Source organism: Rhodanobacter sp. MP7CTX1 (assembly GCF_014205795.1).
Lineage (GTDB): Bacteria > Pseudomonadota > Gammaproteobacteria > Xanthomonadales > Rhodanobacteraceae > Rhodanobacter.
In genome coordinates, this window is sequence record NZ_JACHCN010000012.1 from 20,292 (window position 1) to 45,900 (window position 25,609).

Consider the following 25,609-nt stretch of genomic DNA (forward strand, 5'->3'; position numbering starts at 1 on the left):
CCTCAAAATCAAAAGCAACCCCTCCCAACCTCCCCCTGCAAGCAGGGGGAGGAGCACATCCAAATCCGCGCGCACGACACGGAGATTCAGCATCACTTCCCCGCATCAGCACCTGACTTGCCGTGCTGCATCATCGCATCGCGCTTGGCCTTGAACGGGCTGTCGGCATACCACTGCGGCCATTGCCCGTCTTCGCTCAACTGCTGGCCCAGTACGTAAATCGCCTGCGTGTCTTCGAGGATGCCGGCCAAATCCCAATTCGGATTAAACACGTCGTCGGGCGTGTGGTAATGATGTTTCGTATAGTCGTCGGCAGCCGCTTGACCGGCCACCTTGCCGCCGTTCAACAGATCAAGCCCCGAGCTGGCGAGCATCGCCGGCACACCCGCCTTGGCAAAGCTGAAATGATCGGAGCGGAAGTAGAAGCCGTTCTCCGGCGTGGTCTCCTGCGACATCACGCGACCTTGGGTTTTAAGCACAGCGGCCAACATGTCTTCGAGCTGCGACTGGCCCATGCCGATCACGGTCATGTCGTGGGCGAGGCCGATGATCGGCAATGCATCCACCGCGATATCGGCCACCGTCTTGTCCAGCGGGAACACCGGCTTCGCCGCATAGTACTGCGAGCCAAGCAGACCCGACTCCTCCAGCGTGGGCGTGAAGAACAGCACGCTGCGCTGCGGCGGCGTCTTCTGGTGGGCGAACGCGTCGGCAAGCTCCAGCAGCATGGTCAGGCCGGTGCCGTTGTCGATCGCGCCGCTGAACACCTGATGGCCCTTGCGCGTCGGGTCCATTCCCAGGTGATCCCAGTGCGCGGTGTAGATCACCACTTCGTCAGGCTTGCTGCTGCCCTTCACCATCGCCAGCACATTATGTGACTCGATATGACTGATCTTGTTGCGCAGACTCACCGAAGCCGTCGCCTGCAACGGCACGGCCTTGAATCCTGGCTTGGCCGCGTCTTTCTCGAGCTTGTCGAAATCGAGGCCGGCGGCCGCGAACAATCGCGTGGCGGCATCGCGGGTCAGCCAACCAGCTACCGGTAGCTGCGGCGAAGGATCGACGCTTGGAGGCAGGCTGAGCCGCGCTCCGCTGCCGCTGTTCTGCACCACGCTCCACGGATAGCCCGCCGCCGCATCACTGGTATGCACGATGAAACACGCGGCGGCGCCCTTGAGCGCTGCCTCGGCGTACTTGTAGGTCCAGCGACCGTAGTAGGTCATCGCGCGACCATTGAACAATTTCGGATCGCCTGTGGCAAAGCCGGGATCGTTGACCAGCACGATCACCGTCTTGCCCTTCACGTCAACGCCCTGGTAATCGTTCCAGTGCCAGTTCGGCGCATCCGCACCGTAGCCGATAAATACCACCGGCGAATTCTTGAGGTCGACAGCGGCCTTAGCCTGCAGCGTCTCGACCATCATGTCGGTGTGATTGGCCAGTTTCGTGTCTTTGCCGTTTGCGGCGATATCCAGCGTGACATCAGTGTTGATCAGCTGGGTGGAATCGGCCGGCACCGTCTGGAACCACGAGCCATGGTTACCCGGCTGCAGCCCCATGCGCTTGTACTGTTCGACCAGCCAGCTGGTCGTGCGCTGTTCGTAGATCGTGCCGGGCTTGCGCCCACCAAAGTCATCCGAGGCCAGCGTCTTGTCGAACTGCGCAAAGTCGGCGGCATTGATCTGCGGCGCCAGTGCAACCGCTGGCGCCGCAGAACTGCTGGAAGCTGCTGGCGTGGCAGCCTGAAGTGAATAGGCCCCCACGCTCAAGGCCATGAAAAGGACGGACGTCATTACGCGCATCGGGGACTCCTGCACCTGGGGAGCCTCCTTTTTAACGCGCCCACCCGCGGCTGTCTACGAACCCCACCTCATTGCAGCAACAAGCTTGGCCGCCCTCTTCTGCTCAGCGCGAGATACAACAATGACCCCGCCGCTTGTTTTGGGTAGATTGAACGCTTCCCTACCCCATACCTTGCGCAGCGAGAACGACATGCCCAAAATCGATGTCACGACCGTACCCGAACGCAAAGGTTCAGGTTACCCGGCACCGTTTGCAGCCGCCGCTGGCGCACGCATCAAGCAGGCGCTGGGCAATGCCGGTGGGCTGACCGATTTCGGTGTCAACCTCACGCGGCTGCCGCCGGGCGCGTGGTCCAGCCAGCGGCACTGGCATACCAGCGAGGATGAATTCGTCTACATCCTGTCAGGCGAACTGATCTTGATCACCGACACCGGCGAACAGACGCTGCGCGCGAATGACTGTGCTGCCTTCCCCAGGAACGTCCCGGATGGCCATCACCTGATCAACCGTGGCAATGAAATAGCCGTCTATCTGGAAATCGGCACCCGCCATGCCGATGACAGCTGCAGCTATCCCGACATCGACCTGCATGTGGATGGAGATGCCGGGTACACGCATAAGGATGGGACGCCTTACGCGGAATCATCCGACTGAGCATGATGGCCAGCATGGCGCAGATCGCCTGACCTGCGCCGCCCCGCGATCACCCCGTTTTCAGGCACGCTTCCACTTCGTCGGATACGACGACGCGGTTGCGACCTTCGCGCTTGGCCCGATACAGCGCCTCGTCGGCATGGATGAGCAGACCGCGCAGCTCGTACCCGGATCGGGAAGTCACCGCTACGCCAAAACTGGCTGAAATGGGAATACCGGGCGCGTTTTCGCCGGTCGCCGCCGTCGCGATCGCCACGCGGATCTGCTCGGCTCGACGGTAGGCCTGCTCCAGCGAACAATCGGGCAGCAGGATGCCAAACTCCTCACCGCCGAGACGACCGAACACGTCGGTCGATCGCAAATGCGCCTGGCAAGCCTCCACCGCGCGGCGCAATACGCGGTCGCCTACCGCATGGCCGTGGGTGTCGTTGACGATTTTGAAATGGTCCAGATCGATCAGCACGATGCATGCATCCCGCGCCGATTTCTTGCAGTACAACAGAAGATGCTCGACCTCTTCGACGAAATGCTGTCGGTTGAAAATGCCGGTTAGACCGTCGCGCCGTGCCAGCTTCATGAAGCGCAGCTGGGAACGCTTGATTCTGTAGGTCCACAGCGCAATGGATGCCAGCACCGTCAGCAGCAGGATGATATACAGCCGACTGGTTACTGCCGCCTTCTTGCCGAGAGTCTGCTGCAGCTCAAGTATCTGGTTCTGTTTGTTCAGCGTGTCAATCTGAAGTTTTTTGGCCAGCACCTGCTGCTTGACGGTCTGGTACGCCAACACCTTTGCGCTCACCTCCGTCAGATAGCCCTTGTCGGCTGCCATGTATTTTTCGTGATAGGCGAGAGCTGAGCCCATGTCGCCCTGCTTCTGGGAGATCAGATAGAGAAGCTCATAAGCAGTGGTCAATGGTTCGGTGTATTCGTTCTTGACTCTGCTGTTTACCGCCTCGAGAGCAAACTGTTGCGCCAGGACAAACTCGCCCTCTTTCCAGTAGGCCTGTGCCAGCGACGCATCAAACCGTGAAATCAGAGGCGTGTAACGGGTGCTCTGTAAGGTCGCGTAATTATTCTGGAGTAGCTTAATGGCAGCTGCCGGTTGGTCTTGCTGGATGTCAAAGGCTGCCACATAGGAACGAATTGCATTGGCAAAGATTGGCTCACCGGCCTCGACACAAAGGTCGATTCCGTCTTGAAATAGCCTGCCCAGCCTCTCCAGCTTGCCGCTCCTGTAGAGAGCCTCAAGTTTCACAGTCGTGGCCTTGCAAGCATTTGCAGCGGACGAACTTTCCTTGAGCAATTGGTCTGCGTAGCCCGCAGACAAGTCGTATTGACCGGCCTGGATATATAGCTGTGAAGCAGCACCTAAAGCCTGTACACGTGCGTCCTTGTCGGTTACTCGCGGCAATTGGTCGAGCAGTTGATTCAAGCGCGAAAAAGCTTCCTCATAGTGAGTTGCAATTCCCAGCAGGTTGACTGCGGTGACCCCCGCGCGAAATCGCAAGGTGGCATCAGTGGATTCACTAATCACCGCATTCAGCAGCGGAAGTGCAGCTGGGTAGTCGCCGCGATACGCGAACTGCCACGCGTTGAGATAACGCAGATACAACTGCTGTTCCGGCGAAAGTTTCGCCGCGCCGTCCTCGAGACGCTGCATGAGCGCGGCGAACTCAGCATGGTTTGACGTCTTGATGCTATCTGCCCGCTTGAGAATCTGGGCTAGGTCATCCGGCACAGGCACGGCCGCAATGGCCGTGCCCATGGACAATCCAACGAGCAAAGCCCACCCGGCGAAGGACACCTGGTATCGCCTGCCCGTTAAAAACATCGAACTAGGCTACTGAAGCCAGGTTGCGAAACACGGAGTATGTGGAGATCTCTTCACCATCTCGCGACGGACCCTCCTCGCCATCATCGTCTTCATCCTCCTTCTCTGGAAACAACAGGCAGCAGTGAGGACCTTGCTCAAGCAATCTCTCTATTTTCCGCTGATCCTTGGCAAGAATCGCGGCCCGCAACTCCGGATCAATCTGCTCGCTTGCCAACGCGAGCTCCACTTCGTGCGACGAGGCATGACGCAATTGGGCGTCCTGGCCCATCCTTACAAGAAAATTGATGACGTTCGACATTAGTCTTCCCCTTGACCGTTAGTTATTTGGATAACACACCACGATGATCGATGTGCCGACCAAATGCATTTTGGCAAAGCCCCCCCTTATCAGCACAAGCGCTGAAACCCACCTTGATGTTCAGCTGTCAGCGCCCCTCCCAACCTCCTTGCGCGCGCTTCAGGCGTCAATGCTATGCCCACTTCCACCCGAAACATACTGGCATCGTACTGCGACGCACCACAAATGCCCACGGGTTACTGTGTCTGCCTCCTCAAGTTTGCCAGAAATCTTCTGCTGTGGGACGAATCACACCGCTGTAGAACAATCTTTTGAAAGCCTTTTACGGCCCGCTCCGGCGACAAAGAAGGTGAGCAAAAACCACAGCCGATTGTTCGATATGGTTGCGAACAGACGCTACAGGCGAATGACTTTACTGCCTATCCAATGAACGTCCGGGATGGCTAGTACTTGATCAACCTCAACAGTGAAATAGCCGTCCATCTCGAAATCGGAAGCTATTCAACCGACGACAGCTTCAGCCATCCTGACATCGACCTGCATGTGAATCGAGACGGCGGCGGCTACCAACGCTAGGCGGCATGCCTTTCGCAAAATCATCCAGCCGAGTATGAAGGTTGTTGCGGCGAAGACTGATGGGCTTCGTTCCGCGGGAGTTATCCCGTTTTCAGGCGCCCTTCCACTTCCTCGGATACGACGACGCGGTTACGGCCTTCGCGCTTGGCCCGATACAACGCCTCGTCGGCATGGATGAGCAGACCGCGCAGCTCGTAGCCGGATCGGGAGGTAACCGCTACGCCGAAGCTGGCTGAAATGGGAATGCCGGGCGCGTTATCGCCGGTCGCAGCCGTCGCGATCGCTAAGCGGATCTGCTCGGCTCGACGGTAGGCTTGCTCCAGCGAACAATCGGGCAGCAGGATGCCAAACTCCTCACCGCCGAGGCGACCGAAGACATCGGTCGATCGCAGATGTGTCTGGCAAGCCTCGACTGCGCGGCGCAATACGCGATCGCCTACCGCATGGCCGTGAGTGTCATTTACTACTTTGAAATGGTCCAGGTCGATCAGTACGATGCACGCGTTCCGCGCCGACTTCCTGCAGTACAGCAAAAGGTGCTCGACCTCTTCAACGAAATGCTGCCGGTTGAAGATGCCAGTCAAGCCATCACGCCGTGCCAACTTCATGAATCGCAACTGGGAACGCTTGACCCTGTAGGTCCACAGCGCGATAGAAGCTAGCACCATCAGTAGCAGGATGATGTACAGCCGGCTGGTTACTGCCGCCTTCTTGCCAAGCGCTTGCTGCAACTCAAGTATCTGATTCTGCTTGTTCAGCGTATCGATCTGCAGCTTTTTCGCCATCACTTGCTGCTTAACCGTCTCATATGCGAGCGCCCTTGCGCCTACGTCATTCAGATAGCCCTTATCGGCTGTCATGTATTTTTCGTGGTAGGTGAGAGCAGCCTCCATGTCGCCCTGTTTCTGGGCAATCAGGTAGAGTTGCTGGTAGGCGCTGGTTAACGGTTCGGTGTATTCGTTCTTGACGCTGCTGCTTACGGCATCGCGTGCGAACTGTTGCGCCAGTAAGAGATCACCCTCTCTTGAGTACGCCTGCGCCAGCAACGCGTCAAACTGCGAAATAAGGCGTCCGTAGTGCGTACGCTGTGTATCCGCGTAATTTCTTTGCAGCAACTTTATGGCAGTGGCAGGCTCACCTTGCTGGATGTAAATGCCCGCCATACGGGCACGAATTCCGTTCGCATATAAGAACTCGCCCACATTGATGCAGGCATCGATGCCATCCTGGAACTGCTGATCAACCGTCCGTAACTTGCCACTATTGTAGAGTGCGTAAAGCTTATAATATCTGCCTTTACAGGCACCTTCCCCGGTCGGATTTTCCGTAAGCAGCCGATCCGCATAACTCGCAGCCAGATCGTATTGTCCGGCCTCAATATACAGTTGCGCAGCGTCACTAAGCCCCTGTATCCGCGCATACTTATCAGTCACCTGCGGTAGCTGATCGAGCAATTGACTCAGCCGCGCGAACGCTTCCTCATAGTGGGACCCGATCCCCAACAAGGTGATGACGGTGACGCCCGCGCGAAATCGCAAGGTGGCGTCAGTGGACTCAGCAATGATCGCATTCAACTGCGGAATCGCCGTCTCATAGTCGCCACCGTAGCCGACCTGCCAGGCCTTGAGATAGCGCAGATATAACTGCTGTTCCGGAGGCATTTTTGTAGCCTCGTTGTCGAGTCGTTGCATAAGCTCGGCGAACTCGGCATGGTTCGACGTTTTGATGCTATCGGCCTGACTAAGCACCAGTGCAACGTCTTCAACCGCAGGCACGGCCGCTGTAGCCGTGCCTGCGAGCAAGACCACGAGCAAGGCCCACTCGGCGAACAACACGCAGTGCCACTTGCCCGACTTGACCATCGAACTAGGCCGCCGAGCCCATAGCTCGGGACGCAAGATGTGTGGTTATTCCCCCGCCCCCGCGCGACGGGTTCTCCTCGGCATCCTCTTCCTCGTCATCATCCTCCTTGCCTGGATTCACCATGCAGCAGACATTGACGCTTCCAAGCAAAACTTCCAGCTGCTTCTGGTCTTTGGCGAGGATCGCCGCCTGCAGCTCCGGATCAATCCATGCGCTCGCGAGCGCAAGTTCCAGATCTTCCTGCGGAGCATCACGCAACTGCGCGTCCTGGCCCAGCCTTTCAAGAAAATCGATGACGTTCGACATTAATCCCCCAGACCGATGATTTTTTGGCAGCATGCCTCGACGATCAATGAACTGACCAGCTGCGTTTTAGCTACCGCTCTTCCCCTAATTCATCTGCTCAGGGCTTTAACCCTGCGCAGATGTTGAACTACTACATGACGATCCAGATGGATCCTCAGAGGTGGCTCCGCGGCACTTCAATCAACCCTATCGCTTACGCCAAGTTCAGGGCAGCTGCCACAGAGTCCGTTTGCAGGCGCACTTCAGACGAGTGAGCTTTATGCACACTGTTCAAGATAGGACGCATCTTCTTCACCCGAATCAGCTTCGATCATGCAGCAGACATTGCTCGATCCCAGCAAAGTCTCCAATCGCTGCTGATCCTTCGCGAGGATCGCCGCCTGTAACTCGGGATCGATCTGCTCGCGCGCCAGTGCGAGCCGCACATCATTCTGGGAGGCGTGACGCAACTGCGCGTCCTGACCCATCCTTTCTAGAAAGGCGATCACGTTCGACATCAGTATTCTCCTTGCAATTAGTTAAGTTGGTCGCTCAATTTGTGCACCACGATGATCGATGCACCGACCAAACGCGTTTTGACCATAACCCATCTTCTGTTATTTCATTTGCGCAAGGCTCGAAACCCACGCGGATATTCAATCTTTCCACTGCAGGACATTGCGCCGAAAACCGTACGTATATTTCTTCAATGAGAGACAACGCAAAGATTCTTTTTATCAATGCCGTGAGGGCTTCCCGAGCAAACCCCCGCGACCGGGCTTCACGCTTCAATATTATGCCCACTTCCAGTCGGAGAGCGTCGCCATCACGCTGTGATGTACCGCAAATGCCCACCGGCTGCAACGTCGCCTTCTCCAGCATCACCAACAAGCGCCCCTTGAGAGACGGCTCCCGCTGTCGGGCGAGGAACTTTTGGAAGCTTTTCCCGGCTTTTTCCGCTGAAAGCGGCGGGCCGATGAACCGCATGGTCTCCGGATCGGTGTAAAGACTATGGAACAGAGCCTCATCGCCCTCAACCAACAGGCGCAGATGCAGCCTCTCAGTCTCGAAATCGAACACCGAAAGGTTAATTTCGCTCACGCTGATGCAATTTCGCTGGCCGCTGCCAGATCGAGTGCGGCAAGCCTCGCGCGTATCTCGGGGTTCGGTTCCATGGCGCGTGCGGGTGGCACCACCACGGTATCGGCCATACCGATGTCCGCCTGCGGCAGATCGCCGAGCGCCACCCGCTCGATGCGAGGTTGCTGGATGGGCAGCGTCGCCGCACGATAGATGATCAGTTCATGCTGCAGCGGGTAATCACGCGCCAGCACGTCGACCAGCACCTGACGGTAGGCCGCGCCAGTTGCGAAGCGTGCCAGCGATTGATCGCCCGCCACGCCCACTTGCCACAACACCAGATACGCGGTCGCGTCGATACGGCGACGATAGAACAGTAGCTGGCTCGCTTCAAAATGCTGGCAACCATATTTGCCGGGGTCGATACCGAGATCCGCATACAGGCAATCCTCAGCAGAAATGCCTGGTTCCATGTGAGCGCGATAGCCTTCGCTCTGGGCGACCTGGATCGCTTTATGCGGTACCCAAGCAAACACACCGGGATGACCATAGAAAACGCCGCATACCCGTTTGCCCGCGCGCACTTCGGTCAATATCGCCTCCACCATCTGCCGGTAAGTCTGCATGCGCGACTTGCCCTCCTGGTAGAACGGCTGAAGGCTGCGAACATCCGGATGCATCTGGCTCACCCACAGCTCCACGACGCCGTCAGAAAGCGCGGCGAAAACCACATCCGACTGTTCAATATGACTGCGCGCCAGAGGACTAACGTGAGAGCCCAGCGTCATGCCGAGACCAACGCATACGAGACTGCCGGGTAAATCGGTCGAATTCATGTTGTCTGCTTGCTCATCGTTGATCTGAAGACCCTAAGGCATTTTTGTTGCGCACACACATTACCGCCCGAGCGTCGCCTTGAACGCCCGAATCAGTTAAGTGAAATCCCCCGCCTTAGCTGCTGCCATCCCTGCTCGCCAATGCCGTCCGCCCCGTGGAAGTTACCCATGAAGACGAGGCTTAGGCAAGTGCATCTTTCCCTGAAATCGTTTACAGCTAGCTATCCGCCATTCGCCAGCGCCCAAGAATCTGATAGCTGCCCTGCCCAACCACGTTGTGCACAAGCACGAAATCCGTCACCTGCCACGTGACTGGCGCAATCGCCGCAGGCTCCAGCATCGTGCCGTGGCTGTAGGCCAGCGTCACATGCGGCGTGAAGTTGCGTTCGAGGTGGCCAGCCTGTCCCGCCAGTGCCAGGGCGTGGCGCAATGCTTGCCACAGCTGTTCCATCGGGGTAGGAACCTCGCCACCGCGCAGCACGCAAGGTGGCTCGCGTCCGCGGAAGCTCGAGGCATTGTCCAGCGTCCAGGCGAATGGCGCGGCATGGATCTTGTCGGCAGCGGCTATGGCGCCGTCGACCAGGGTGGGCCGCAGAGCGGCATGATCGCCTAGAAAATGCAGTGTGGCGTGATAGCGGCTCGGGTTGATCCAGCGGGCGCGTAGCCCGGAATGGCTTGCTCTGAGTGCTTCCGCCGCCGCGGCAAGCCGGGCGCGGGTGGTGTCGTCGGGCATCAGTGCGAAAAACAGCCGATGCAATTCGGTGGAGGCGATGCTGCCGCCGAGCAGATCGAGTTGGCGGGTTTCGGGTTGGGTTTGTCGAATGGGCATGGGTGCTTATGTAGCACGGGCTGGGCGCTGGAGAGCAACCTCGTTTGCCGGCAGGGGAAGTGGGCCCAGCGTTGGGCACTTTTGCGTTGGAAGGAGTCGTAAGGCTTGGCTGGTGCCTATGGGTCCGGTCTCAGTTTCCCGAATGCCCTTCGACTTCGCTGCGCTACGCTCAGGGCGAACGGCTAAAGGCCCTCCCACTCCCCTGCGCCACGCTCGGGGCGAACGGCTAAAGGCCCTCCCACTCCCCTGCGCCACGCTCGGGGCGAACGGCTAAAGGCCCTCCCACTCCCCTGCGCCGCGCTCGGGGCGAACGGCTTATGTGTGGCGCGGTGTATAGGTTGGGGTGAGCGTTAGCGATGCCCAACGCCGTTGCGGCGGGAGTGTTGGGCATCGCTTGCGCTCACCCCAACCTACGGGGGGTACTCGTTGACTCCGCTACCACGGCTCATGCCGTAGGATGGCGGTGTTCACGCGCTTCTTCTGCGTCCTGGCGATCGTCGCCGCTTCGCTCCCTCTCACGCTCGATCCCACCCACCGGGACGACGCCATCACGGGAGTGCCCATGCCTGGTTACACCACCCGCGAGCTTATGGTCTGCCTTGGCGGCCACGACTATCGCATCCGCGCCTTGACCGATCTGCAGCAGTTTGCCGATCCGCATCACCACGCGGCTCGCGCGGGCATTTCATCTGCGCTGTGGAGCTTGTTCGGCCAAGTCTGGCCATCGGGGCGGGTGCTGGCCGAGGCGATGTGCACGCATGACATTGCCGGCAAGCGCATCCTCGAACTGGGTTGCGGGTTGGGCCTGTCCAGCCTGGTGCTACAACGACGCCATGCCGACATCACGGCCAGCGACCACCATCCTCTGGCCGAGCCCTTTCTGCACCACAACGCGGCGCAGAACCAGCTGTCGACCATCGGCTACCGTGACCTGCGCTGGGAAGTACCCGACGCTACGCTGGGACGCTTTGACCTGATCATCGGCAGCGACATCCTTTACGAAAGCGGACACGCCGAACTGCTTGCGGCGATGATGCTGCGCCACGCCCTGCCTGATGTCGAAGTGCTGATTACCGATCCGGGACGCGGCAACAGCACCGCCTTCACTCGTGCCCTCAGCGGCCAGGGCTACGCGGTTACCGAACTGCGCAGCCGCTTCGACAAGAACGACATCGCCCCGTTCCGGGGCAGGCTGCTGAGCTACCGGCGCGGTGACGTGATGGTGGGTGGAGTGGCAGCTCGCGGCCAGTGAGGGACGCGTGGCGCGAACTGCAACGGGAGGTGCCGCCGATGGCAGGCACCCCACCTCAGTTGATACGATATTCAGTGAAGGTGACGGAACGAGCAACTACAGCCGTACGTCGGGTAAGCGATCACTGGCGACGCTTGTCCTCATCACGCTGGGCATCAGCCTCCTTGCCGACTTCGTCCTGGAATTTGCCTACGTTCTTCTCGAGCTTGCCGGCCAGTTCCTTGGCCTTGTTGCCGGTGACCTTGCCGACGACTTCCTTCGCCGTGCCCTTGATCTGATGCTTGGTACCTTCGACGCGATTGTGATCCATGCGATATCTCCGGGAGCTGACGTCTGCGGCATTGCAGACGTGATCAGGTATAGGGGGCGCACGGTCGACAGCATGTGACCATCCCGTTTGCACGGCGTTTATCCCGAGACTTGCGTTCAGCATCCGCTCAATCACAACGGCGCCTGACCGGAAGGACTCGCCGGGTTTTATTGTCGTTCGCTTTTTCAAAAAACTGATCAAAATGAGAGCTACGTCACGCTTCAGAACTCCATCCAGCTTAACCATCAAGCCGCCCTCTTCACTCGGCATGGTGTGTGCTTGATAGCGCTTATCTTTGCCAGGTAGCACCATTCCAACGATGGAAAAAAACGCTCACGCATCCTTGCTCAATGTCATGGACCTCTTGCTCGACGCGATCTGCGTTGTCGACGTTCACGGGCATTTTGTGTTCGTAAGTGCTGCATGCGAGCGTATTTTTGGCTACACACCGGACGAAATGATCGGCCGGCAAATGATCGACATGGTGTTCCCCGAGGATCGGGCGAAGACCTTGCAGGCAGCCTCCATGGTCATGGATGGGCACATGCAAATGCATTTCGAGAACCGCTATGTGCGCAAGGATGGGCAGGTCATCCATATCAGCTGGTCGGCCCGCTGGTCGGAAGCCGACCAACTGAGGATTGCCGTCGCCCGTGACGTGACCGAACTCAAACGTGCCGAGTCCATGCAGGCTGCCCTGCACAATATTTCCGAGGCCGCCCATTCAGCGGAGGACTTGCTCGCCCTGTTCCGGCGCATCCACCAGATCATCGGCAACCTGTTGCCGGCTAACAATTTCTTCGTCGCCCTTTACGACGAGATAAAAGACGAGCTGAGCTTCCCCTATTACGTCGACGAACACGATGACTCTCCGGCACCACGAAAACTCGATTCCGGCACGCTGAGCGCCGAGGTCATCCGTTCTGGACAGCCGCTGCTACTGACACCCGACTCCAAGCCCAGCCTGCACGAACGCGTGGGGCCGGTTGTCGGCAAGGAATCGCTGGACTGGCTTGGCGTTCCGCTCACCTCGCAAAAAGGCGTCATCGGCGCGCTCGTGGTGCAAAGCTACTCGGGCGATGTGCGCTATACCGAGCAGGACGAGGTGTTGCTGCAGTTCGTCTCGACCCAGATCGCTGCCGCGATCGAGCGCAAGCAGACCGAAACCTGGCTACGCCACATCGCGCGACACGACGTACTGACTGATTTGCCGAACCGCGGCTTGTTCAACGACCGCCTGCTGGCAGCGCTGGCCAGGACCCAGCTGGTCGAGGATCGGCTGGCCCTGCTCTACATCGACCTGGACCGGTTCAAGCAGGTCAATGACACGTTTGGCCACGCCATCGGGGATCTGCTGCTGCGCGAGGTAGGCCACCGCATCGGGCACTGCGTGCGCGAGTCGGACACGATAGGTCGCATCGGTGGCGACGAATTCATCGTCCTGCTCAACATCATCAAGTTGCCGGAACACGCCTCGATGGTCGCCGAGAAAATTCGCGCCTCTCTCAGCCAGCCTTTCGAGCTGGCCGATCAGCGCCTGCACATATCCGCCAGCCTCGGCATAGCCATCTACCCGGAGCACGGCGATGACAAGAAGCAGCTGATCCGGCATGCCGACAGCGCCATGTATCGCGCCAAGAAAATGGGCGGCAACCGGTTTTTGATGGCGCCGTTGCAAGGCGACGCCAACGATGAAGGCCGTACTGATGTCACTGTCCAGGCGGGCCGTAGCGAAGGGTTGAATTAGCGAAAGGGTCGATGCTCCTCAACAGGACGCGTCAAACAACCTCTTTTTCGACCCGTCATCCCTGCGAAGGCAGGAGGCGCTTTTCAACAGCGCAGCTGGTCACCAAGCGGCTGCGCCGTAAGGCAGCGACCCGCCCTCAAGCCGCTGAGAGCCCAGACAAACACCCGCGGCGACCCACATCCCGCCGGTACCACAAAGTCGCAGCCGTCCCCCGCTGGGCATGCCGCACCCATTTTCCTACGTATTGCTTTAGATACACTTGCGATATATCTTTACGTCACTCTCACGATATATCGGAACCTGCCATGCGCATCCGCCATCTGTTTTTCAACGCCCTGCACCACCACCATCATCACGGCCACGCTTTCGGACATCGCGAAGGCCACGACGACAGCAGACATCACGAACGCCATGCCGGACCTTTCGGCGGTCGCCACGGCGGCGGCGATTTCTTCGCCGACTGGAGCGAAATGCGCGGGGGTGGCCGACGCGGCGGCGGTGGCCGCATGTTCGGTCACGGCGATCTCAAGCTGCTGCTGCTGGCACTGATCGAGCAACAGCCGCGTCACGGCTATGAGCTGATCCGCATCATCGAGGACATGTTCCACGGCCAGTATTCGCCCAGTCCCGGCGCGATCTACCCCACCCTCACCATGCTCGAAGAACTCGGCTATGCCGAAGTGACGAACGAACAGGGTGGCCGCAAGCTCTACGCCATCACCACCGAAGGCCGTGCTTACCTGGACGAAAATCGCGATGCGGTGGATGCAGTGACCGCACGCACCGAGCACAGTGCCCGAATGGCCGCAAAAATGGCCGCGCCAATGAACGTGCGCAAAGCGATGCATGCGCTCAAGCATGCGCTGCTGATGCGTGCCAGCGACTGGAGCAAAGCGGAGGCAGAGCGCATCACCGACATCCTGGAACGCGCTGCCAGCGCTATCGCCACCGGTGAACGCCGTGAGTGAGATGGACAGCGACGCGCTGGCCGGCTGGGAAGCGCGTTGCAAGTCGCTGGGCCTGCTGGTGACCGCGCCGCGGCGGGCCATCCTCACCGCCATGTTGCGGCTCGACCAGTCGCTCGACGCGGTCACCTTGCTGCAAGCCGCCCGCGAGCATCACGCCGGCACCAGCATCGGTACGGTCTACCGCTTCCTGCGCGAGCTGGAGCAACTCGGGTTGGTGCACATCGAGGCGCAACTGCACAGCCGTAGCCGATGGCGTTTGCGCGGTTTGCCACAGGCCACCCCTGAGCGCGCTCCTGGGAATGTCCGCGAGATGTTGCAGCAGGTGCAAAGCTTCCTGCGCGATCTAGAGAAACTCGGCCTTGCCGAGGCACTACAGATGCCCCGGCCTACCCTCGCGACACCGGCAACCAGACCAGCTAACCACGCACCCGTCGATGCTTCCCTCGACACCATGCAGGAGATTGCCGAACGCCTCGGCTATCGACTCGCATAACTTCGCTGCACACCCTGACTGCAGCGACTGCCATCGCCACCGCCGCACTTCCCGCCACACGCGGATTTTGCAGAGCCATTAGCCGGCACCTTGCCCCGACCCTCTGGAGATCATGCCAATGACACTTCATACCCACCAAAGGATTCGCCACCCCGTGGTATTCCGTAACCTGGAAGTAAGGCGCGTCCAGCAGCTCAGCCCGCACATGCAGCGCATTGTCTTTGGTGGTGAAGCATTACGCGGTTTCGTCAGCGCAGCGCCCGACGATCACGTAAAGCTGTTCTTTCCCAATAGCGCTGGCGAAATCGTCACACCGGTGATGGGTGCGAACGGTCCGGAAACTCCACCCGGGCGCGAGTACTCGCCAATGCGCGACTACACTCCACGCCACTACGACGATGTCCTCGACGAACTGACCGTCGATTTCGTGCTGCACGGCGACGGCCCCGCCTCCACCTGGGCAGTGCAGGCCACGCCCGGCCAGCAGATCGGAGCGGGCGGACCGCGCGGCTCAACCGTAATCGCTGATGATTTCGACACGTACGTCCTGATCGGCGACGAAACGGCCCTGCCCGCCATCGGTCGCTGGCTGGAAGAAATGCCGGAAAGCGCGCGCGTCGAAGTGCTCGCGGAAATTCCGCACGCGGATGACCGCCAGTCATTGCGCTCACGCGCAAAGTTCAACGTCACCTGGCTGGAACGCAACGGTACCGCCGCCGATCAAAGTGATCTGCTGGAACGCGCGCTGCGCGCACTGTCCACTCCGACCGGCGACACCTACTACTGGATCGCCACCGAATCGCGCCGCACCCGCAACATGCGCCAATGGCTCAGCGACGAACGCGGCGTACCGAAAGACTGGTTGAAGGCGAAGGGATACTGGAAAGCTGGCCCGGACGACAACGATGAGGACGATTGAGCCATCGTCACGCACAACCTGTCGCGTCCCGACACGGGCAGCAAGAAATCATCCCACGCGTTACGGCTTCGTCTTCGGATGGCTCTTTATACCCACCATGGCAATCGCTGCAGCTCCCAGCAAAAGCACAATGGAGATCAACGCCGACCAGTGCAGGCCCGAGACGATATTTTCCTTGTGGTCGCCTGCCAGGGTACCGAACAGTGCGACGCCGATCGCGCCGGCGGCCTGACGGGCGGCGTTGAGCACGGCGGAGGCGACGCCGGACGATTCCTTGTCGACGCCGCTGAGGACGGTATTCGTCATCGCCGGAACGCCCAATCCCATCCCGGCTGGCAGCAGCGCGAAGGCAGGCAGCATCAGCCAGTAGGAACTGTTGGCGCCCAGTAGCAGGAACAACGCAAAGCCGCTCGCGTCGATGAGCGCACCAAAAATCATCGGCAGGCGCGCCCCGGCTCGCACCACCAACCATCCGCTGAAAATGTTGACGCCGAAAAAAGTGGCTGTGAGTGGAAGATAGGCAACACCAGTGCGCACGGCGCTGTATCCGTGCACGGTCTGCAGATACAGACTCAACAGAAACACGATGCCGTAGTAAGTCAGGTTGACCACGACGCCGTAAAGGGTCGCCGCGGTGAAACCCGGTGCCTTGAAAAATCGCAGCGGCAACATCGGGTGAGCACTGCGCGATTCCGTCCGCAGGAACAAGGCACCGCTGATCAGCGCGACCGCAAAGCAGCCCAGCACGAACGGATGCACAACACCCAGCGGACGTGCCTGGATGACGCCCGTGATCAAGCCGGCGAGCATGAGGACAGCAAGAATCTGGCCCGCCATATCGAATCCGCCGTTATGCTCCTTGCGGACAGTTTCCGGTAGGCGCCACGTCAATGCGGCACCGATGGCGCAGACAGGAAGGTTGACCAGAAAGATGCTGCGCCAGCTCGCCACGCCAAGTAGCAGACCGCCAATGATCGGGCCCGCCGCGATGGCGATACTTCCCGCCGCCGTCCACCAGCCGATGGCGCGCGCTCTCGCGGCGGGTGAGTGCGCCGACGCATGGCTCAGCAAGGCGAGTGAGCTGGGAAGCATGGCTGCCGCGCCGATGCCCTGGATCGCGCGACCGGTGATCAGCCATGTCGCATCCGGTGACAGGCCGCATCCGAGTGACGCAGCAGCAAACAGCGCCAGCCCGCTCAGATAGACCTTGCGTGCACCGAAACGGTCGCCCAAATAACCCATGCTAAGCAGCAGCACCGCAAAGGTCAGGGCGTAAGCGTCGACGACCCATTGCAGCATGGCGATGTTGGCGTGGAGCTCGCTCGCGATACGCGGAAGTGCGACGTTGACGATCGTCACGTCAAGCTGCACCAGCGCGAAGCCAAAACTCGCCGCGGTGGTCACCCACCCGATACTGTTGTCACGCTGGGCCATGCGAGGGTCCGCTCCGCGTTAGCTGCGATGGATATCCGGACCTCGATGCGACCGATCTAGACTCAGGCTTGTTACCGCTTCTGACGTGCTTGTGCGGTGTAGGCAGCCCGCGACGGGCCATCAAGAGGACCGCCTCACCTCACCCTCAAAGCCGCGTGCGCAGCGGGTGATCCAGGCCGGCCATTGTCTGCAACAAGCGATGGCGCAACGGTGCCACTTTCACAAGCTCGGGCATCAAGGTATTGCGCAGCCAGCACAACGGTGCCGGGCGCCCACGCATCAACCGCGTCAGCGCGGCGATGTTGCGCACGACCTCACGATGCACGGGCTGACGCAGCTCGGCGTATTCCTGCATTCGTTCGAGACTTCCATTCAGCGCATCGAACGCACAGTCAGCGAACACGTACGCATCTTCAATCCCGAGATTCATGCCGCGTGCGCCGAGTGGCGAATGGATATGCGCTGCATCGCCACCCAGTGCGACGCGGCCCACGCTTGCCTTGCCGGCCACCCGATGCGCGATATGAAACTGCGATTGCCACATCACTTCGCCGGGCACGCTGCCACACGGCAACTGTGCCAGCGGGTCGGCGCCATTGCCGATCACCCGCCAGATGCCCGCCTGCAGATGCATCAAGAACAGGAAGCCGTCCGGCTGCAAGCCGATATGCGCGCGCAGCGGATCCAGCGACGTATCCAGCCGCACGTCCCACAACAGCCATGGCTCGGGCAGGGCGCTGCCGGCAAAATCGACACCCAGCGCATGCCGCACCACGCTGCGTGCACCGTCCGCACCGAAGACCAGCGGTGCCTGCACCATCTGCGTGCTGCCATCGGCCTGCTGCAAGGTTAGCGTTACCTGCTCCGCATCCTGCTGCAGCGCCTGCAGGCTCAGGCCGCGTTCCACATGTATGCCGAATGCCTCGAGCGCGTCGTTGAGCAACGCTTCGGTGCGCGCCTGCGCGAGGCCGATGGGCAATTGCGGCATCTGATGCTGCAGGTCGACCGACGCCACCTCCCGATTTCCGCGATGCATCGCCATGCCCTTCACTGCCCAACCTTCGGCAATGATGCGCGCCGCCACGCTGCTCTCCTTGAGCATCTCCAGCGAGCGCGGATTGACCAACAAGGCCTTCGAGGTGGTGGTGGGCTGCATGGCGGCATCGATGATGCGCACCGGCACGCCGCGGCGAGCGAGAAACAGTGCAGCGGACAGCCCCGTGGGGCCGGCGCCGACGATCATCAACGGTACCGGGGTGGAAGCAGCCATATGACAGACATCCAGTGGCGGTGAGCCTACGTTACCTGAGGTACGCGTCGAGCGAGTATGTAGATCATCATGCCTACGCAAACGAAGCTGGGCCAAGGCGCTCCGCTCGTGGCGCTTCAATTAACAATCGGCTCACGCCGCAGTGACGTCGCGACAACAAGAGTTGTGCTTACAACTGGCGCGAAGACGCGGCAACCTCATATCCGCGCCATGCCCGCCCCCGCGGGGTAAAACGTCGAACGCGGAAGGAGTGTTTCATGAAACACCGTTGCGTATTCTGCACACCTGACTTGCTGGTTGCGCAAGCCGCGATGGACGCGGCGCGAGAGGCCGGCATTGATGACAAAGACATCTCGCTGGTTGCCCGCGAAGACATCGAAATGCAAAAAATTCCCGAACATCGTTTGAAGGAACACCACGACGTTACACCGGCGGCCGTGCGCGGCATTGCCTGCGGCGGTGGCAGCGGCCTGTTGCTCGGGCTGATTGCGGTGGCCATACCACCGCTGGGCCTGACGCTCGCTGGCGCCGGCGCCATGGTGGTCGCCGGCGCCGCGATGGGCTGCTGGACCGGCGCGCTGGTCGGCTTCGACGTCGATGATGCGATCAGCCGCAAGTTCAAGGAAGAGATTGCCGCCGGCTGCATTCTGGTCGTCCTCGACGGCGACAGGGAGAAACTGGCGCGGGCCAAACCCTTCGTCGAAAGCACCGGTGCATTTCCACTGGCGTTCAAAGCGCATACCGCATTGACTTGAGCAGGGGGACGTCGAATTTCGGCACTTCCGTCAGACCAGCGTCAGCAACAACGGCGCGATGATGCCGGCGAGCAGAACCAGGGCGATGCGCATCCCATGGCGGGTGAAGCGATACGCCATGTAGAGCCCGGTCAGCGTGGACAGCATCAGGCTCAAAGCCACCAAGGCAAAGAACAGCTTCATCGGCAAGAGGTTCTTTTTCGGCCTCGCAGCGGGGTTGTCGGCGGGCGCGCTGGACGCTGGAGTCGTTCGTGCATTGGTTGCCGCGTTCGCCGGTGACGCAGCCGCGGATGCTCCCGCAACGGGGGAATCCTTGCCCGGCGTAACCACTTCCGACGGATGCGGCCGCCGCGGCGGCATCACGGTGGTCTGCTTCTTGTGCAGTTGCGCCAGCGTTGCCAGCCACGCCGGTGGCGTATAGCTGCTGCCACGCGTCGTTTCATGCAGGCTGAAGGTCTGCATGCCTCCGGTAAACGCAAAAAACAGCAGCATGGGGGCGGTGAACACACCCAGATAAAGGTGGATCTGACGAATCCATTTCAGCAAGCGGTGACCGGTGGACATGAGAATCTTTCTCATTTGGCAAAGCGCGGACTGTAATGGCTTGCGCGGATATCGCCAACTGCCAAGGGACGTTTTCAGCGCATTCAACGACGCAGGCCGCTCCCCGCCAGCCTCCAGGAGCCGTGCCATAGGAGCCATGGCGGTGCGCTCGGGGAGTCGCTAGAGTGCCGCTGAGACGGTTCCGCGACACCGCAAGCAGGGATATCGACGCCACTCAACCGGAGCGATCGCTGATGAGCAAACGTCACGCCAACCTTTCCGCCGTCCTGTACGGCGGTTTCATTGCCGGCACCCTGGATATCGGTGCCGCGGCGCTGATCAACATGATCAGTCCTGTCGTGATCCTCAAAGCCATCGCCAGTGGCGTGCTGGGCAAGCCAGCGTTTGCCGGAGGTGCGTCGGTCGCCGTGCTGGGGCTTGTTCTGCAATGGGCGATGTCCTTGCTGATCGCAGCGATCTTCGTGTTTGCGGCGCGCCGGCTACCCCGCCTGGCCCTGCACTGGCCGACCTGGGGCGTAGCGTATGGCGTGGTGGTCTTTTTCGTGATGAATTACGTGGTCAGGCCGCTGTCCGCCGCTTGGCCAAAGACGCACTTCACCCCCGTGGGATTCGCCTGGAACATGCTCGCCATGTTGCTGTTTGGACTGATTGTGGCGTATTGCGCGCATGCGTTCTTCAACAACACTGACCAGCAGCCTCGGGTTGGCTAACTCATCGTGATTCCACGTTTCAGCGATCACGCCGCCAACGAGCGCACCTACCTGGCGTGGGTGCGCACTGCAATCACCGTCATGGCGTTCGGCTTTCTGCTGGAGCGCTTCGACATCCTTCTTTTCTACGCCAGCCATGTGACCGGCCACACGACACCGGGGCTGCACCTGCATGGCTCGGAGTGGCTTGGCCTGCTCTTGTTGCTGTTCGGCGCGTTCGTGGTACTGCTCGCCACCTATCGCTTCAACCGCAATCGCAAGCTCATCGACAGCGACATCAACTGCAGCTACGGCGGCGCGCTGCTGGAACGCGTAATGACCGGAATGCTGATCCTGATGGCGGTGTTTCTTGTGATATATGTTGCGCGACAGGTCCTCGCACTGGGTTGAAGCGGTTCCGCCTCATGGGCCGGCCGACCGGCGCTGAGAACTGCTGACTACCCACGCGGACCGAATCGCCGGGCACTGGGACCGCGGGCCGATCACCCGCTATGGGGGACAGGATCGCGTCATCTTCACAACATGAGGCACGAGAATGCCTCCGCCCCTTAGTGGGTCCAACCGTCGGGCGGCGTTGCTGGCCGTACACCTTCCACAGACACGGATGCGCGGGATGCAACGACCTATCTGGATTCGGTTCAAGTTGACGGGTAAGCAGTGAAACGGATTTATCGACGTGCAGGCATTATCCTCGCGCTGGCTTTGCTTGAGCTAGCGCTCGGCGCCTGCTCATCCATGCGCACCGACTTTGCCAAACGACCCTCGAAGGCGTTACCGCCGGCAACCAGCACGCCGAGCGGGCATTACATACAGTCCGAGGTAAACCAGCACCCGGATCAATCCGGCTTCCGACTGCTCACGAGCAACAACAATGCGCTGATGAGCCGCATCGTTCTCGCCGATCATGCGCAACACTCCATCGATCTGCAGTACTACATCTTCGACAACGACGCGACGGGGCGACTGGTGGCACAACGCCTGTTGACGGCGGCCGACCGTGGTGTACGGGTGCGCATCCTGCTCGATGATATCAATGTGCACAACGAGATCGACATGCTGGATGCGCTCAATGCACATCCGAACATCAAGGTCCGATTGTTCAATCCATTCAGTACGCGCGACCCGTCCATGTTGTCCAAGATGACGCAATTCATGTTCGATGCGCATCGACTCAACCGACGCATGCACAACAAGTCGTACATCGTGGACAGCAACGTGGCGGTCGTCGGCGGTCGCAATATCGGCGACGGCTATTTCGACGCCGGCCGTGATACGAATTTCCGCGACCTCGATCTGATCGCTATCGGACCCGTTGTGAAAGAGGCATCGCACGCGTTTGACGAATACTGGAATAGCGATGACGCGTACCCCGTCACCGCCTTCCGCGGCAAGCGCGCCAATGGCTACGACTTGGCGAAACTCAGGGTGGACCTGACTCGCGACGCGCGCACGTTCGCGCAGTCCGACTATGCGCAAGCGACACTTGACGCCCTTCCCGATGGCCCCACGGCAGATCGCCCCGGCACGTGGTTCTGGGGATCGGCCAAGCTGGTCGCCGACCAACCGGAAAAGATCAATGCCACGACGGATGACCCCTCACTGCGCATCGGCCCGCAAATCAAGTCGATGCTCGATCAGGCACAGAAGAACGTGTTGCTGATATCGCCTTACTTCGTTCCCGGCAAAAGTGGTACGCGTTATCTCACTAGCCTCGTTGCACATGGCATCAGCGTGAGTGCACTGACGAATTCCCTGGCCTCCTCGGATGAGCCAGCAGTGCATGCGGGGTATTCGCGCTATCGGTATGCGCTGCTCGACGGCGGCGTGCAGCTACATGAATTGCGACCGGCCCCTGGTGCAAGTCAACCGACGACCGCGAGGGGAAGATCGTCCGGCATCAGCCTGCACGCCAAGGCCATCGTGGTGGATGACCAGTGGGTGTTCGTCGGCTCGATGAACCTGGATCAACGCTCGAAATTGCTCAACACCGAGATGGGCATCATTGTCGATTCTCCGCCGCTGGCGAACGCGGTGACCGAGTTTTTCGATGAGGCCATCCTGCCCGCTAACGCCTACGACGTAGTGCTGAACGCGCAAGGCTCGCCCCGGGCGGGAGAAATGCAATGGCGCACGAGCGATAACGGCAAGGCAGTGACCTATAACCGTGATCCGGAAGCCACCGCGAAACGCCGACTGGAGGTTTCGTTCCTCAAGCTGCTGCCCATTGAGGGAATGCTCTAAGGGGAATGGCCGGAGAGTCCTGCCCAATCACCCTTCCTGCACCTTCCCGACACACTGCATGTGTTCTGATCAGAGTTGCAGCTTCATGAGGTGTTGCGCGCGAAGGCATGGCAACGCTGAATCGATCTTTCGTCAGTAAAGGGCTGTGAGGTGAGCGGCTTCAATCGCAAGGGACTTGCGTTGCGCGACATGGTCGCCGAAGCCGCGCCTGCGAAAAGCCGGTTATCCCGGGTACACCTTGTCGACTATCTACTGAGACAGTAATCGATAACCCGCGCCAATCGTCGTTCGAATCGTTACTGCCAAGCTACCGTAGACCCTTACCGTCGGCCTCCAAGGGATCCCTCATGAAATTGCTCCAACGTACGAATCGCCAGCTGGCGATGCGATTGCCCCTGCCGCGCCGCATGATCGTGGGCCTGGCGGCAGCCTGTTTGATGGCGATATCGTTCTCGTCGTCCGCCGGGGTATTCATCTCAGTGGCCATCGCGCCGCCGCCGCTACCGATCTACGCCCAGCCCGACGTGCCCGGCCCCGGCTACATCTGGACACCCGGTTACTGGTCGTATGCCAACGACGGTGGGTATTTCTGGGTTCCTGGCACCTGGGTGCTTGCACCTTATACGGGTGCGCTATGGACACCGGGATACTGGGGCTGGAACAACGGCTTCTATGTCTTCAACACGGGCTATTGGGGTCCTCACGTCGGCTTCTATGGCGGTATCAATTATGGCTTCGGCTACGGCGGCAGAGGTTATTCGGGCGGCTACTGGAACCATGGCTCGTTCAACTACAACCGGACGGTCATCAACAACACCACGATCAACCGCGTCAGCTTCAACGGTGGCCGGGGCGGTTTGAACGCACGACCTTCAGCGCAGGAGCAGTTGGCTGTGCATGATCGGCACGTGGAACCTGTGTCGGCACAGCAGCAACAGGTGCACATGGCCAGCCAGAACACCGCCATGCGCGCTTCGGTAAACCATGGCACACCGGCGATTGCCGCCACCCAGCGACCGGGAGCTTTCAGTGGCAGCGGCGTGGTGGGCGCACGTGGTGCGAATTCGGCAGTGGGCGCGGAAGCGGCCAGGTCAAATACACCCAACGCACGCACTGCGGGAGTGAACGATCCCGCTGCATCACGCAGCAACCTGACTGCTCAACATTCTGCTGGCACCAGCCCGGCCGGAGCCCGCGCCGCCAACGTTCGCTCGTCGACCGATGCGCCGCGAAACGACAACGTCCAACGGACGGCGCAGACCAGCCATGCGACTGCGCGCCCCACACACATGGGCAATGCAAATCAAGGGTCCGCTCGACAGGGATCCACGCGGTCGGCCTCGACCTATCACCCGGCACCTGCGATGCATTCCAACCAGCAGTCTCGCCCGCAGGCACAGGCACGTCCGCAGCCACAGGCTCGTCAACAACCACAGGCACATCAACAGCCTCAGGCACATCAGCAGCCACAGGCGCGTCAGCAACCACAGGCGCGTCAGCAACCACAACAGCGACAGCCAGCCCACGCCGAGAATCAGGGAGAGCACAAGCCGCAGCAACACTGATTTCGCGCGTACGTATGCAACTTGAAACAACGAAAAGGCCAGAGCAATCTGGCCTTTTTATTTGATCGAGGCCCATGCAATCGATCAGATCATGAAGCCATCGGTTCAACCGCCGCTTCGTGCGGAACGTCACGCGTTGACTGCCGCAACGCCATGCGTTCACGCAGTCGCAGGAACGGTCGCTCCACGACATAGTGCAGCAGCGCACCGGCCAGCAGCGCGGCAGACGCGTAAGCGAGAAATGCGAGCATGCCCTGCCCCTGCAGTTGCATCCCAAAAGCGCTGTCCACCATGTGGTACACCGGTTTGTGGATCAGGTAGAGGCTGTAGGAAATCAGCGCGATCCAGCCCGCTCCCGGCACGCGCCGTTTACCAATCCAACTGCGCGTACCGGCGCCGGCCAGCACCAGCAACGCAAGCCCCGCCGACAGCAGTGGATAGCCGAACACACTGGGGATGAAACCGGTCCGATCCCGGAACAGCTCGATCGCACAGCCCACCATTACCAGGCCAGTGACCATCAGAAAATTCGCTCTGGCTTGCAGCCACGACCACAGCATTGGCCGGAACGCCTTGATCGTCGCCAACACCACGCCGGCCAGCAATCCATCGAGACGCGTATAGGTCGGATAGTAGAGATCCTCGACGAAGCGCTGCGAAAAACCGCGCCCCGCGCCAGCCAGCCCACGAGCCGGCGCCACGTCGTAGAGCCAGACCCAACCGCGGATGGCCATGCCCAGCACAATGACCACGCCACATACGCCGAGGAACTTCACCATCGACGGTCGTCGCGTGAGCCACCACGCAAGCAACGGAAACAGTAAGTAGAAATGCTCCTCCACGCATAGCGACCACGCGTGGGAAAACGCCTGGTTGTGCTCATAGTCGATCAGCAAGTTGACGGTGAACGTGAGGAACTGCCATAGCGGCTGGATGCCGGGTCTCTCACGGAAGGCCGGCACGCCGAAGTACAGCGCCAGCACCACCAGAAAGACCGGCAAGATGCGAAACGCTCGGCGCAGATAGAACTCCCCGAACGACACGCTCTGGCCCTGGCTCAGCGGCTTCAGCAACTGCGATCCAATCAGATAACCGCTGAGCACGAAGAACAGATCGACGCCCATCCAGCCGTAGTCGGACAGCCACGCATAACGCTCGCCCAGCCCACCGATGACAAACGAGTGAAACAGCATCACCCAGACGATCGCTATAGCACGCAGCAGGTCCAACCCCGGCAAACGGTTCATGGTCTCCCCCATCAAGACACAACGCGAGCCAGCGACTCACCAGCCCCTTATCAGTTTGAATCGCGCCCCATCACTG

The 25,609-nt window shown here is 60.2% G+C and carries 26 protein-coding genes; 12 read left to right on the forward strand and 14 right to left on the reverse strand.

Going from position 1 to position 25,609, the window contains the following annotated elements; translation table 11 throughout:
- Positions 1-92 precede the first annotated feature (92 nt).
- A complete protein-coding gene (locus HDE77_RS14405) occupies positions 93-1,802 on the reverse strand; it encodes a M28 family metallopeptidase (RefSeq protein ID WP_184418309.1) in 1,710 nt (569 codons plus the stop codon).
- A gap of 190 nt (positions 1,803-1,992) precedes the next feature.
- Between HDE77_RS14405 and HDE77_RS14410 the strand changes: the two genes are divergently transcribed.
- Positions 1,993-2,457 (forward strand): cupin domain-containing protein, encoded by a 465-nt coding sequence (locus HDE77_RS14410; protein WP_184418311.1) that lies wholly within the window; start codon positions 1,993-1,995, stop codon positions 2,455-2,457.
- Positions 2,458-2,506: 49 nt separating this feature from the next.
- On the opposite strand, the gene HDE77_RS14415 is transcribed toward HDE77_RS14410, so the two are convergent.
- Positions 2,507-4,222, reverse strand: a complete 1,716-nt coding sequence (locus HDE77_RS14415; protein WP_255482736.1) for a GGDEF domain-containing protein — start codon at positions 4,220-4,222, stop codon at positions 2,507-2,509.
- A gap of 70 nt (positions 4,223-4,292) precedes the next feature.
- Entirely contained in the window at positions 4,293-4,589 is a 297-nt protein-coding gene (locus HDE77_RS14420; protein ID WP_184418314.1) for a hypothetical protein, read from the reverse strand.
- Positions 4,590-5,039: 450 nt separating this feature from the next.
- Here HDE77_RS14420 and HDE77_RS20565 point away from each other — a divergent pair, with 450 nt between their 5' ends.
- Positions 5,040-5,165 (forward strand): hypothetical protein, encoded by a 126-nt coding sequence (locus HDE77_RS20565; protein WP_255482737.1) that lies wholly within the window; start codon positions 5,040-5,042, stop codon positions 5,163-5,165.
- A gap of 80 nt (positions 5,166-5,245) precedes the next feature.
- Here HDE77_RS20565 and HDE77_RS14425 read toward each other — a convergent pair whose 3' ends face one another.
- From HDE77_RS14425 to thpR, 6 genes are all read right to left on the reverse strand, one after another.
- Entirely contained in the window at positions 5,246-7,027 is a 1,782-nt protein-coding gene (locus tag HDE77_RS14425) for a GGDEF domain-containing protein (RefSeq protein WP_184418316.1), read from the reverse strand.
- 4 nt (positions 7,028-7,031) lie between these two features.
- Positions 7,032-7,334, reverse strand: a complete 303-nt coding sequence (locus tag HDE77_RS14430) for a hypothetical protein (RefSeq protein WP_184418318.1) — start codon at positions 7,332-7,334, stop codon at positions 7,032-7,034.
- A 257-nt stretch (positions 7,335-7,591) separates the two neighbouring features.
- On the reverse strand, positions 7,592-7,831 hold the full coding sequence (locus HDE77_RS14435; protein ID WP_184418319.1) for a hypothetical protein: 240 nt from the start codon (positions 7,829-7,831) through the stop codon (positions 7,592-7,594).
- Positions 7,832-7,865: 34 nt separating this feature from the next.
- Positions 7,866-8,414: a GNAT family N-acetyltransferase gene (locus HDE77_RS14440; protein WP_184418321.1), complete on the reverse strand. Its 549-nt coding sequence runs from the start codon at positions 8,412-8,414 to the stop codon at positions 7,866-7,868.
- Positions 8,411-9,229, reverse strand: coding sequence for an SAM-dependent methyltransferase (locus tag HDE77_RS14445; protein WP_184418322.1), 819 nt, complete (start codon positions 9,227-9,229; stop codon positions 8,411-8,413). The genes HDE77_RS14440 and HDE77_RS14445 overlap by 4 nt, the downstream gene beginning before the upstream one ends.
- Before the next feature lie 217 nt (positions 9,230-9,446).
- The gene (gene thpR / locus HDE77_RS14450; RefSeq protein WP_184418324.1) at positions 9,447-10,058 is read right to left on the reverse strand and encodes an RNA 2',3'-cyclic phosphodiesterase; all 612 of its coding nucleotides are present in this window, start codon (positions 10,056-10,058) and stop codon (positions 9,447-9,449) included.
- Positions 10,059-10,620: 562 nt separating this feature from the next.
- On the opposite strand from thpR, the gene HDE77_RS14455 reads away from it, so the two are divergent.
- Positions 10,621-11,310 carry a methyltransferase domain-containing protein gene (locus tag HDE77_RS14455; protein ID WP_184418326.1) on the forward strand — a complete coding sequence of 230 codons (690 nt, stop codon included), beginning with the start codon at positions 10,621-10,623 and terminating at the stop codon, positions 11,308-11,310.
- A gap of 121 nt (positions 11,311-11,431) precedes the next feature.
- On the opposite strand, the gene HDE77_RS14460 is transcribed toward HDE77_RS14455, so the two are convergent.
- On the reverse strand, positions 11,432-11,620 hold the full coding sequence (locus HDE77_RS14460) for a CsbD family protein (RefSeq protein WP_184418328.1): 189 nt from the start codon (positions 11,618-11,620) through the stop codon (positions 11,432-11,434).
- Positions 11,621-11,939: 319 nt separating this feature from the next.
- Between HDE77_RS14460 and HDE77_RS14465 the strand changes: the two genes are divergently transcribed.
- The 4 genes from HDE77_RS14465 (at position 11,940) to HDE77_RS14480 (ending at position 15,747) form a co-directional block, all read left to right on the forward strand.
- A complete protein-coding gene (locus HDE77_RS14465; RefSeq protein WP_184418330.1) occupies positions 11,940-13,367 on the forward strand; it encodes a GGDEF domain-containing protein in 1,428 nt (475 codons plus the stop codon).
- Positions 13,368-13,672: 305 nt separating this feature from the next.
- The gene (locus HDE77_RS14470) at positions 13,673-14,335 is read left to right on the forward strand and encodes a PadR family transcriptional regulator (protein ID WP_184418339.1); all 663 of its coding nucleotides are present in this window, start codon (positions 13,673-13,675) and stop codon (positions 14,333-14,335) included.
- A 1-nt stretch (position 14,336) separates the two neighbouring features.
- Positions 14,337-14,828, forward strand: a complete 492-nt coding sequence (locus tag HDE77_RS14475; protein WP_255482749.1) for a transcriptional repressor — start codon at positions 14,337-14,339, stop codon at positions 14,826-14,828.
- Between the two features lie 118 nt (positions 14,829-14,946).
- Complete coding sequence (locus HDE77_RS14480; protein ID WP_184418343.1) at positions 14,947-15,747, forward strand: siderophore-interacting protein; 801 nt, start codon at positions 14,947-14,949, stop codon at positions 15,745-15,747.
- 60 nt (positions 15,748-15,807) lie between these two features.
- Here HDE77_RS14480 and HDE77_RS14485 read toward each other — a convergent pair whose 3' ends face one another.
- Positions 15,808-17,181: an MFS transporter gene (locus tag HDE77_RS14485; protein ID WP_184418345.1), complete on the reverse strand. Its 1,374-nt coding sequence runs from the start codon at positions 17,179-17,181 to the stop codon at positions 15,808-15,810.
- A 145-nt stretch (positions 17,182-17,326) separates the two neighbouring features.
- The gene (locus HDE77_RS14490) at positions 17,327-18,451 is read right to left on the reverse strand and encodes an FAD-dependent monooxygenase (protein ID WP_184418347.1); all 1,125 of its coding nucleotides are present in this window, start codon (positions 18,449-18,451) and stop codon (positions 17,327-17,329) included.
- Positions 18,452-18,708: 257 nt separating this feature from the next.
- Here HDE77_RS14490 and HDE77_RS14495 point away from each other — a divergent pair, with 257 nt between their 5' ends.
- Complete coding sequence (locus tag HDE77_RS14495) at positions 18,709-19,206, forward strand: hypothetical protein (protein WP_184418349.1); 498 nt, start codon at positions 18,709-18,711, stop codon at positions 19,204-19,206.
- A gap of 30 nt (positions 19,207-19,236) precedes the next feature.
- On the opposite strand, the gene HDE77_RS14500 is transcribed toward HDE77_RS14495, so the two are convergent.
- Positions 19,237-19,770, reverse strand: a complete 534-nt coding sequence (locus HDE77_RS14500; RefSeq protein WP_184418352.1) for a PepSY domain-containing protein — start codon at positions 19,768-19,770, stop codon at positions 19,237-19,239.
- Between the two features lie 233 nt (positions 19,771-20,003).
- On the opposite strand from HDE77_RS14500, the gene HDE77_RS14505 reads away from it, so the two are divergent.
- The 4 genes from HDE77_RS14505 (at position 20,004) to HDE77_RS14520 (ending at position 24,286) form a co-directional block, all read left to right on the forward strand.
- On the forward strand, positions 20,004-20,480 hold the full coding sequence (locus tag HDE77_RS14505; RefSeq protein ID WP_184418354.1) for a hypothetical protein: 477 nt from the start codon (positions 20,004-20,006) through the stop codon (positions 20,478-20,480).
- Positions 20,481-20,486: 6 nt separating this feature from the next.
- Positions 20,487-20,870 carry a DUF202 domain-containing protein gene (locus HDE77_RS14510; protein ID WP_184418356.1) on the forward strand — a complete coding sequence of 128 codons (384 nt, stop codon included), beginning with the start codon at positions 20,487-20,489 and terminating at the stop codon, positions 20,868-20,870.
- Between the two features lie 267 nt (positions 20,871-21,137).
- Positions 21,138-22,721, forward strand: a complete 1,584-nt coding sequence (locus HDE77_RS14515; RefSeq protein ID WP_343206124.1) for a phospholipase D family protein — start codon at positions 21,138-21,140, stop codon at positions 22,719-22,721.
- A gap of 347 nt (positions 22,722-23,068) precedes the next feature.
- Complete coding sequence (locus HDE77_RS14520) at positions 23,069-24,286, forward strand: YXWGXW repeat-containing protein (protein ID WP_184418358.1); 1,218 nt, start codon at positions 23,069-23,071, stop codon at positions 24,284-24,286.
- Positions 24,287-24,375: 89 nt separating this feature from the next.
- On the opposite strand, the gene HDE77_RS14525 is transcribed toward HDE77_RS14520, so the two are convergent.
- On the reverse strand, positions 24,376-25,533 hold the full coding sequence (locus HDE77_RS14525; protein ID WP_184418360.1) for an acyltransferase: 1,158 nt from the start codon (positions 25,531-25,533) through the stop codon (positions 24,376-24,378).
- Positions 25,534-25,609 lie beyond the last annotated feature (76 nt).

Coding starts and splice junctions, on each gene's coding strand:
- thpR (WP_184418324.1), bottom strand. CDS start 10,058: ATGCCCATTCGACAAACCCAACCCGAAACCCGCCAACTCGATCTGCTC.
- HDE77_RS14480 (WP_184418343.1), top strand. CDS start 14,947: ATGACACTTCATACCCACCAAAGGATTCGCCACCCCGTGGTATTCCGT.
- HDE77_RS14470 (WP_184418339.1), top strand. CDS start 13,673: ATGCGCATCCGCCATCTGTTTTTCAACGCCCTGCACCACCACCATCAT.
- HDE77_RS14500 (WP_184418352.1), bottom strand. CDS start 19,770: ATGTCCACCGGTCACCGCTTGCTGAAATGGATTCGTCAGATCCACCTT.
- HDE77_RS14505 (WP_184418354.1), top strand. CDS start 20,004: ATGAGCAAACGTCACGCCAACCTTTCCGCCGTCCTGTACGGCGGTTTC.
- HDE77_RS14425 (WP_184418316.1), bottom strand. CDS start 7,027: ATGGTCAAGTCGGGCAAGTGGCACTGCGTGTTGTTCGCCGAGTGGGCC.
- HDE77_RS14405 (WP_184418309.1), bottom strand. CDS start 1,802: ATGCGCGTAATGACGTCCGTCCTTTTCATGGCCTTGAGCGTGGGGGCC.
- HDE77_RS14490 (WP_184418347.1), bottom strand. CDS start 18,451: ATGGCTGCTTCCACCCCGGTACCGTTGATGATCGTCGGCGCCGGCCCC.
- HDE77_RS14465 (WP_184418330.1), top strand. CDS start 11,940: ATGGAAAAAAACGCTCACGCATCCTTGCTCAATGTCATGGACCTCTTG.
- HDE77_RS14415 (WP_255482736.1), bottom strand. CDS start 4,222: ATGGGCACGGCCATTGCGGCCGTGCCTGTGCCGGATGACCTAGCCCAG.
- HDE77_RS14460 (WP_184418328.1), bottom strand. CDS start 11,620: ATGGATCACAATCGCGTCGAAGGTACCAAGCATCAGATCAAGGGCACG.
- HDE77_RS14420 (WP_184418314.1), bottom strand. CDS start 4,589: ATGTCGAACGTCATCAATTTTCTTGTAAGGATGGGCCAGGACGCCCAA.
- HDE77_RS14455 (WP_184418326.1), top strand. CDS start 10,621: ATGCCTGGTTACACCACCCGCGAGCTTATGGTCTGCCTTGGCGGCCAC.
- HDE77_RS14445 (WP_184418322.1), bottom strand. CDS start 9,229: ATGAATTCGACCGATTTACCCGGCAGTCTCGTATGCGTTGGTCTCGGC.
- HDE77_RS14410 (WP_184418311.1), top strand. CDS start 1,993: ATGCCCAAAATCGATGTCACGACCGTACCCGAACGCAAAGGTTCAGGT.
- HDE77_RS14495 (WP_184418349.1), top strand. CDS start 18,709: ATGAAACACCGTTGCGTATTCTGCACACCTGACTTGCTGGTTGCGCAA.
- HDE77_RS14520 (WP_184418358.1), top strand. CDS start 23,069: ATGAAATTGCTCCAACGTACGAATCGCCAGCTGGCGATGCGATTGCCC.
- HDE77_RS14475 (WP_255482749.1), top strand. CDS start 14,337: ATGGACAGCGACGCGCTGGCCGGCTGGGAAGCGCGTTGCAAGTCGCTG.
- HDE77_RS14525 (WP_184418360.1), bottom strand. CDS start 25,533: ATGAACCGTTTGCCGGGGTTGGACCTGCTGCGTGCTATAGCGATCGTC.
- HDE77_RS14485 (WP_184418345.1), bottom strand. CDS start 17,181: ATGGCCCAGCGTGACAACAGTATCGGGTGGGTGACCACCGCGGCGAGT.
- HDE77_RS14430 (WP_184418318.1), bottom strand. CDS start 7,334: ATGTCGAACGTCATCGATTTTCTTGAAAGGCTGGGCCAGGACGCGCAG.
- HDE77_RS14435 (WP_184418319.1), bottom strand. CDS start 7,831: ATGTCGAACGTGATCGCCTTTCTAGAAAGGATGGGTCAGGACGCGCAG.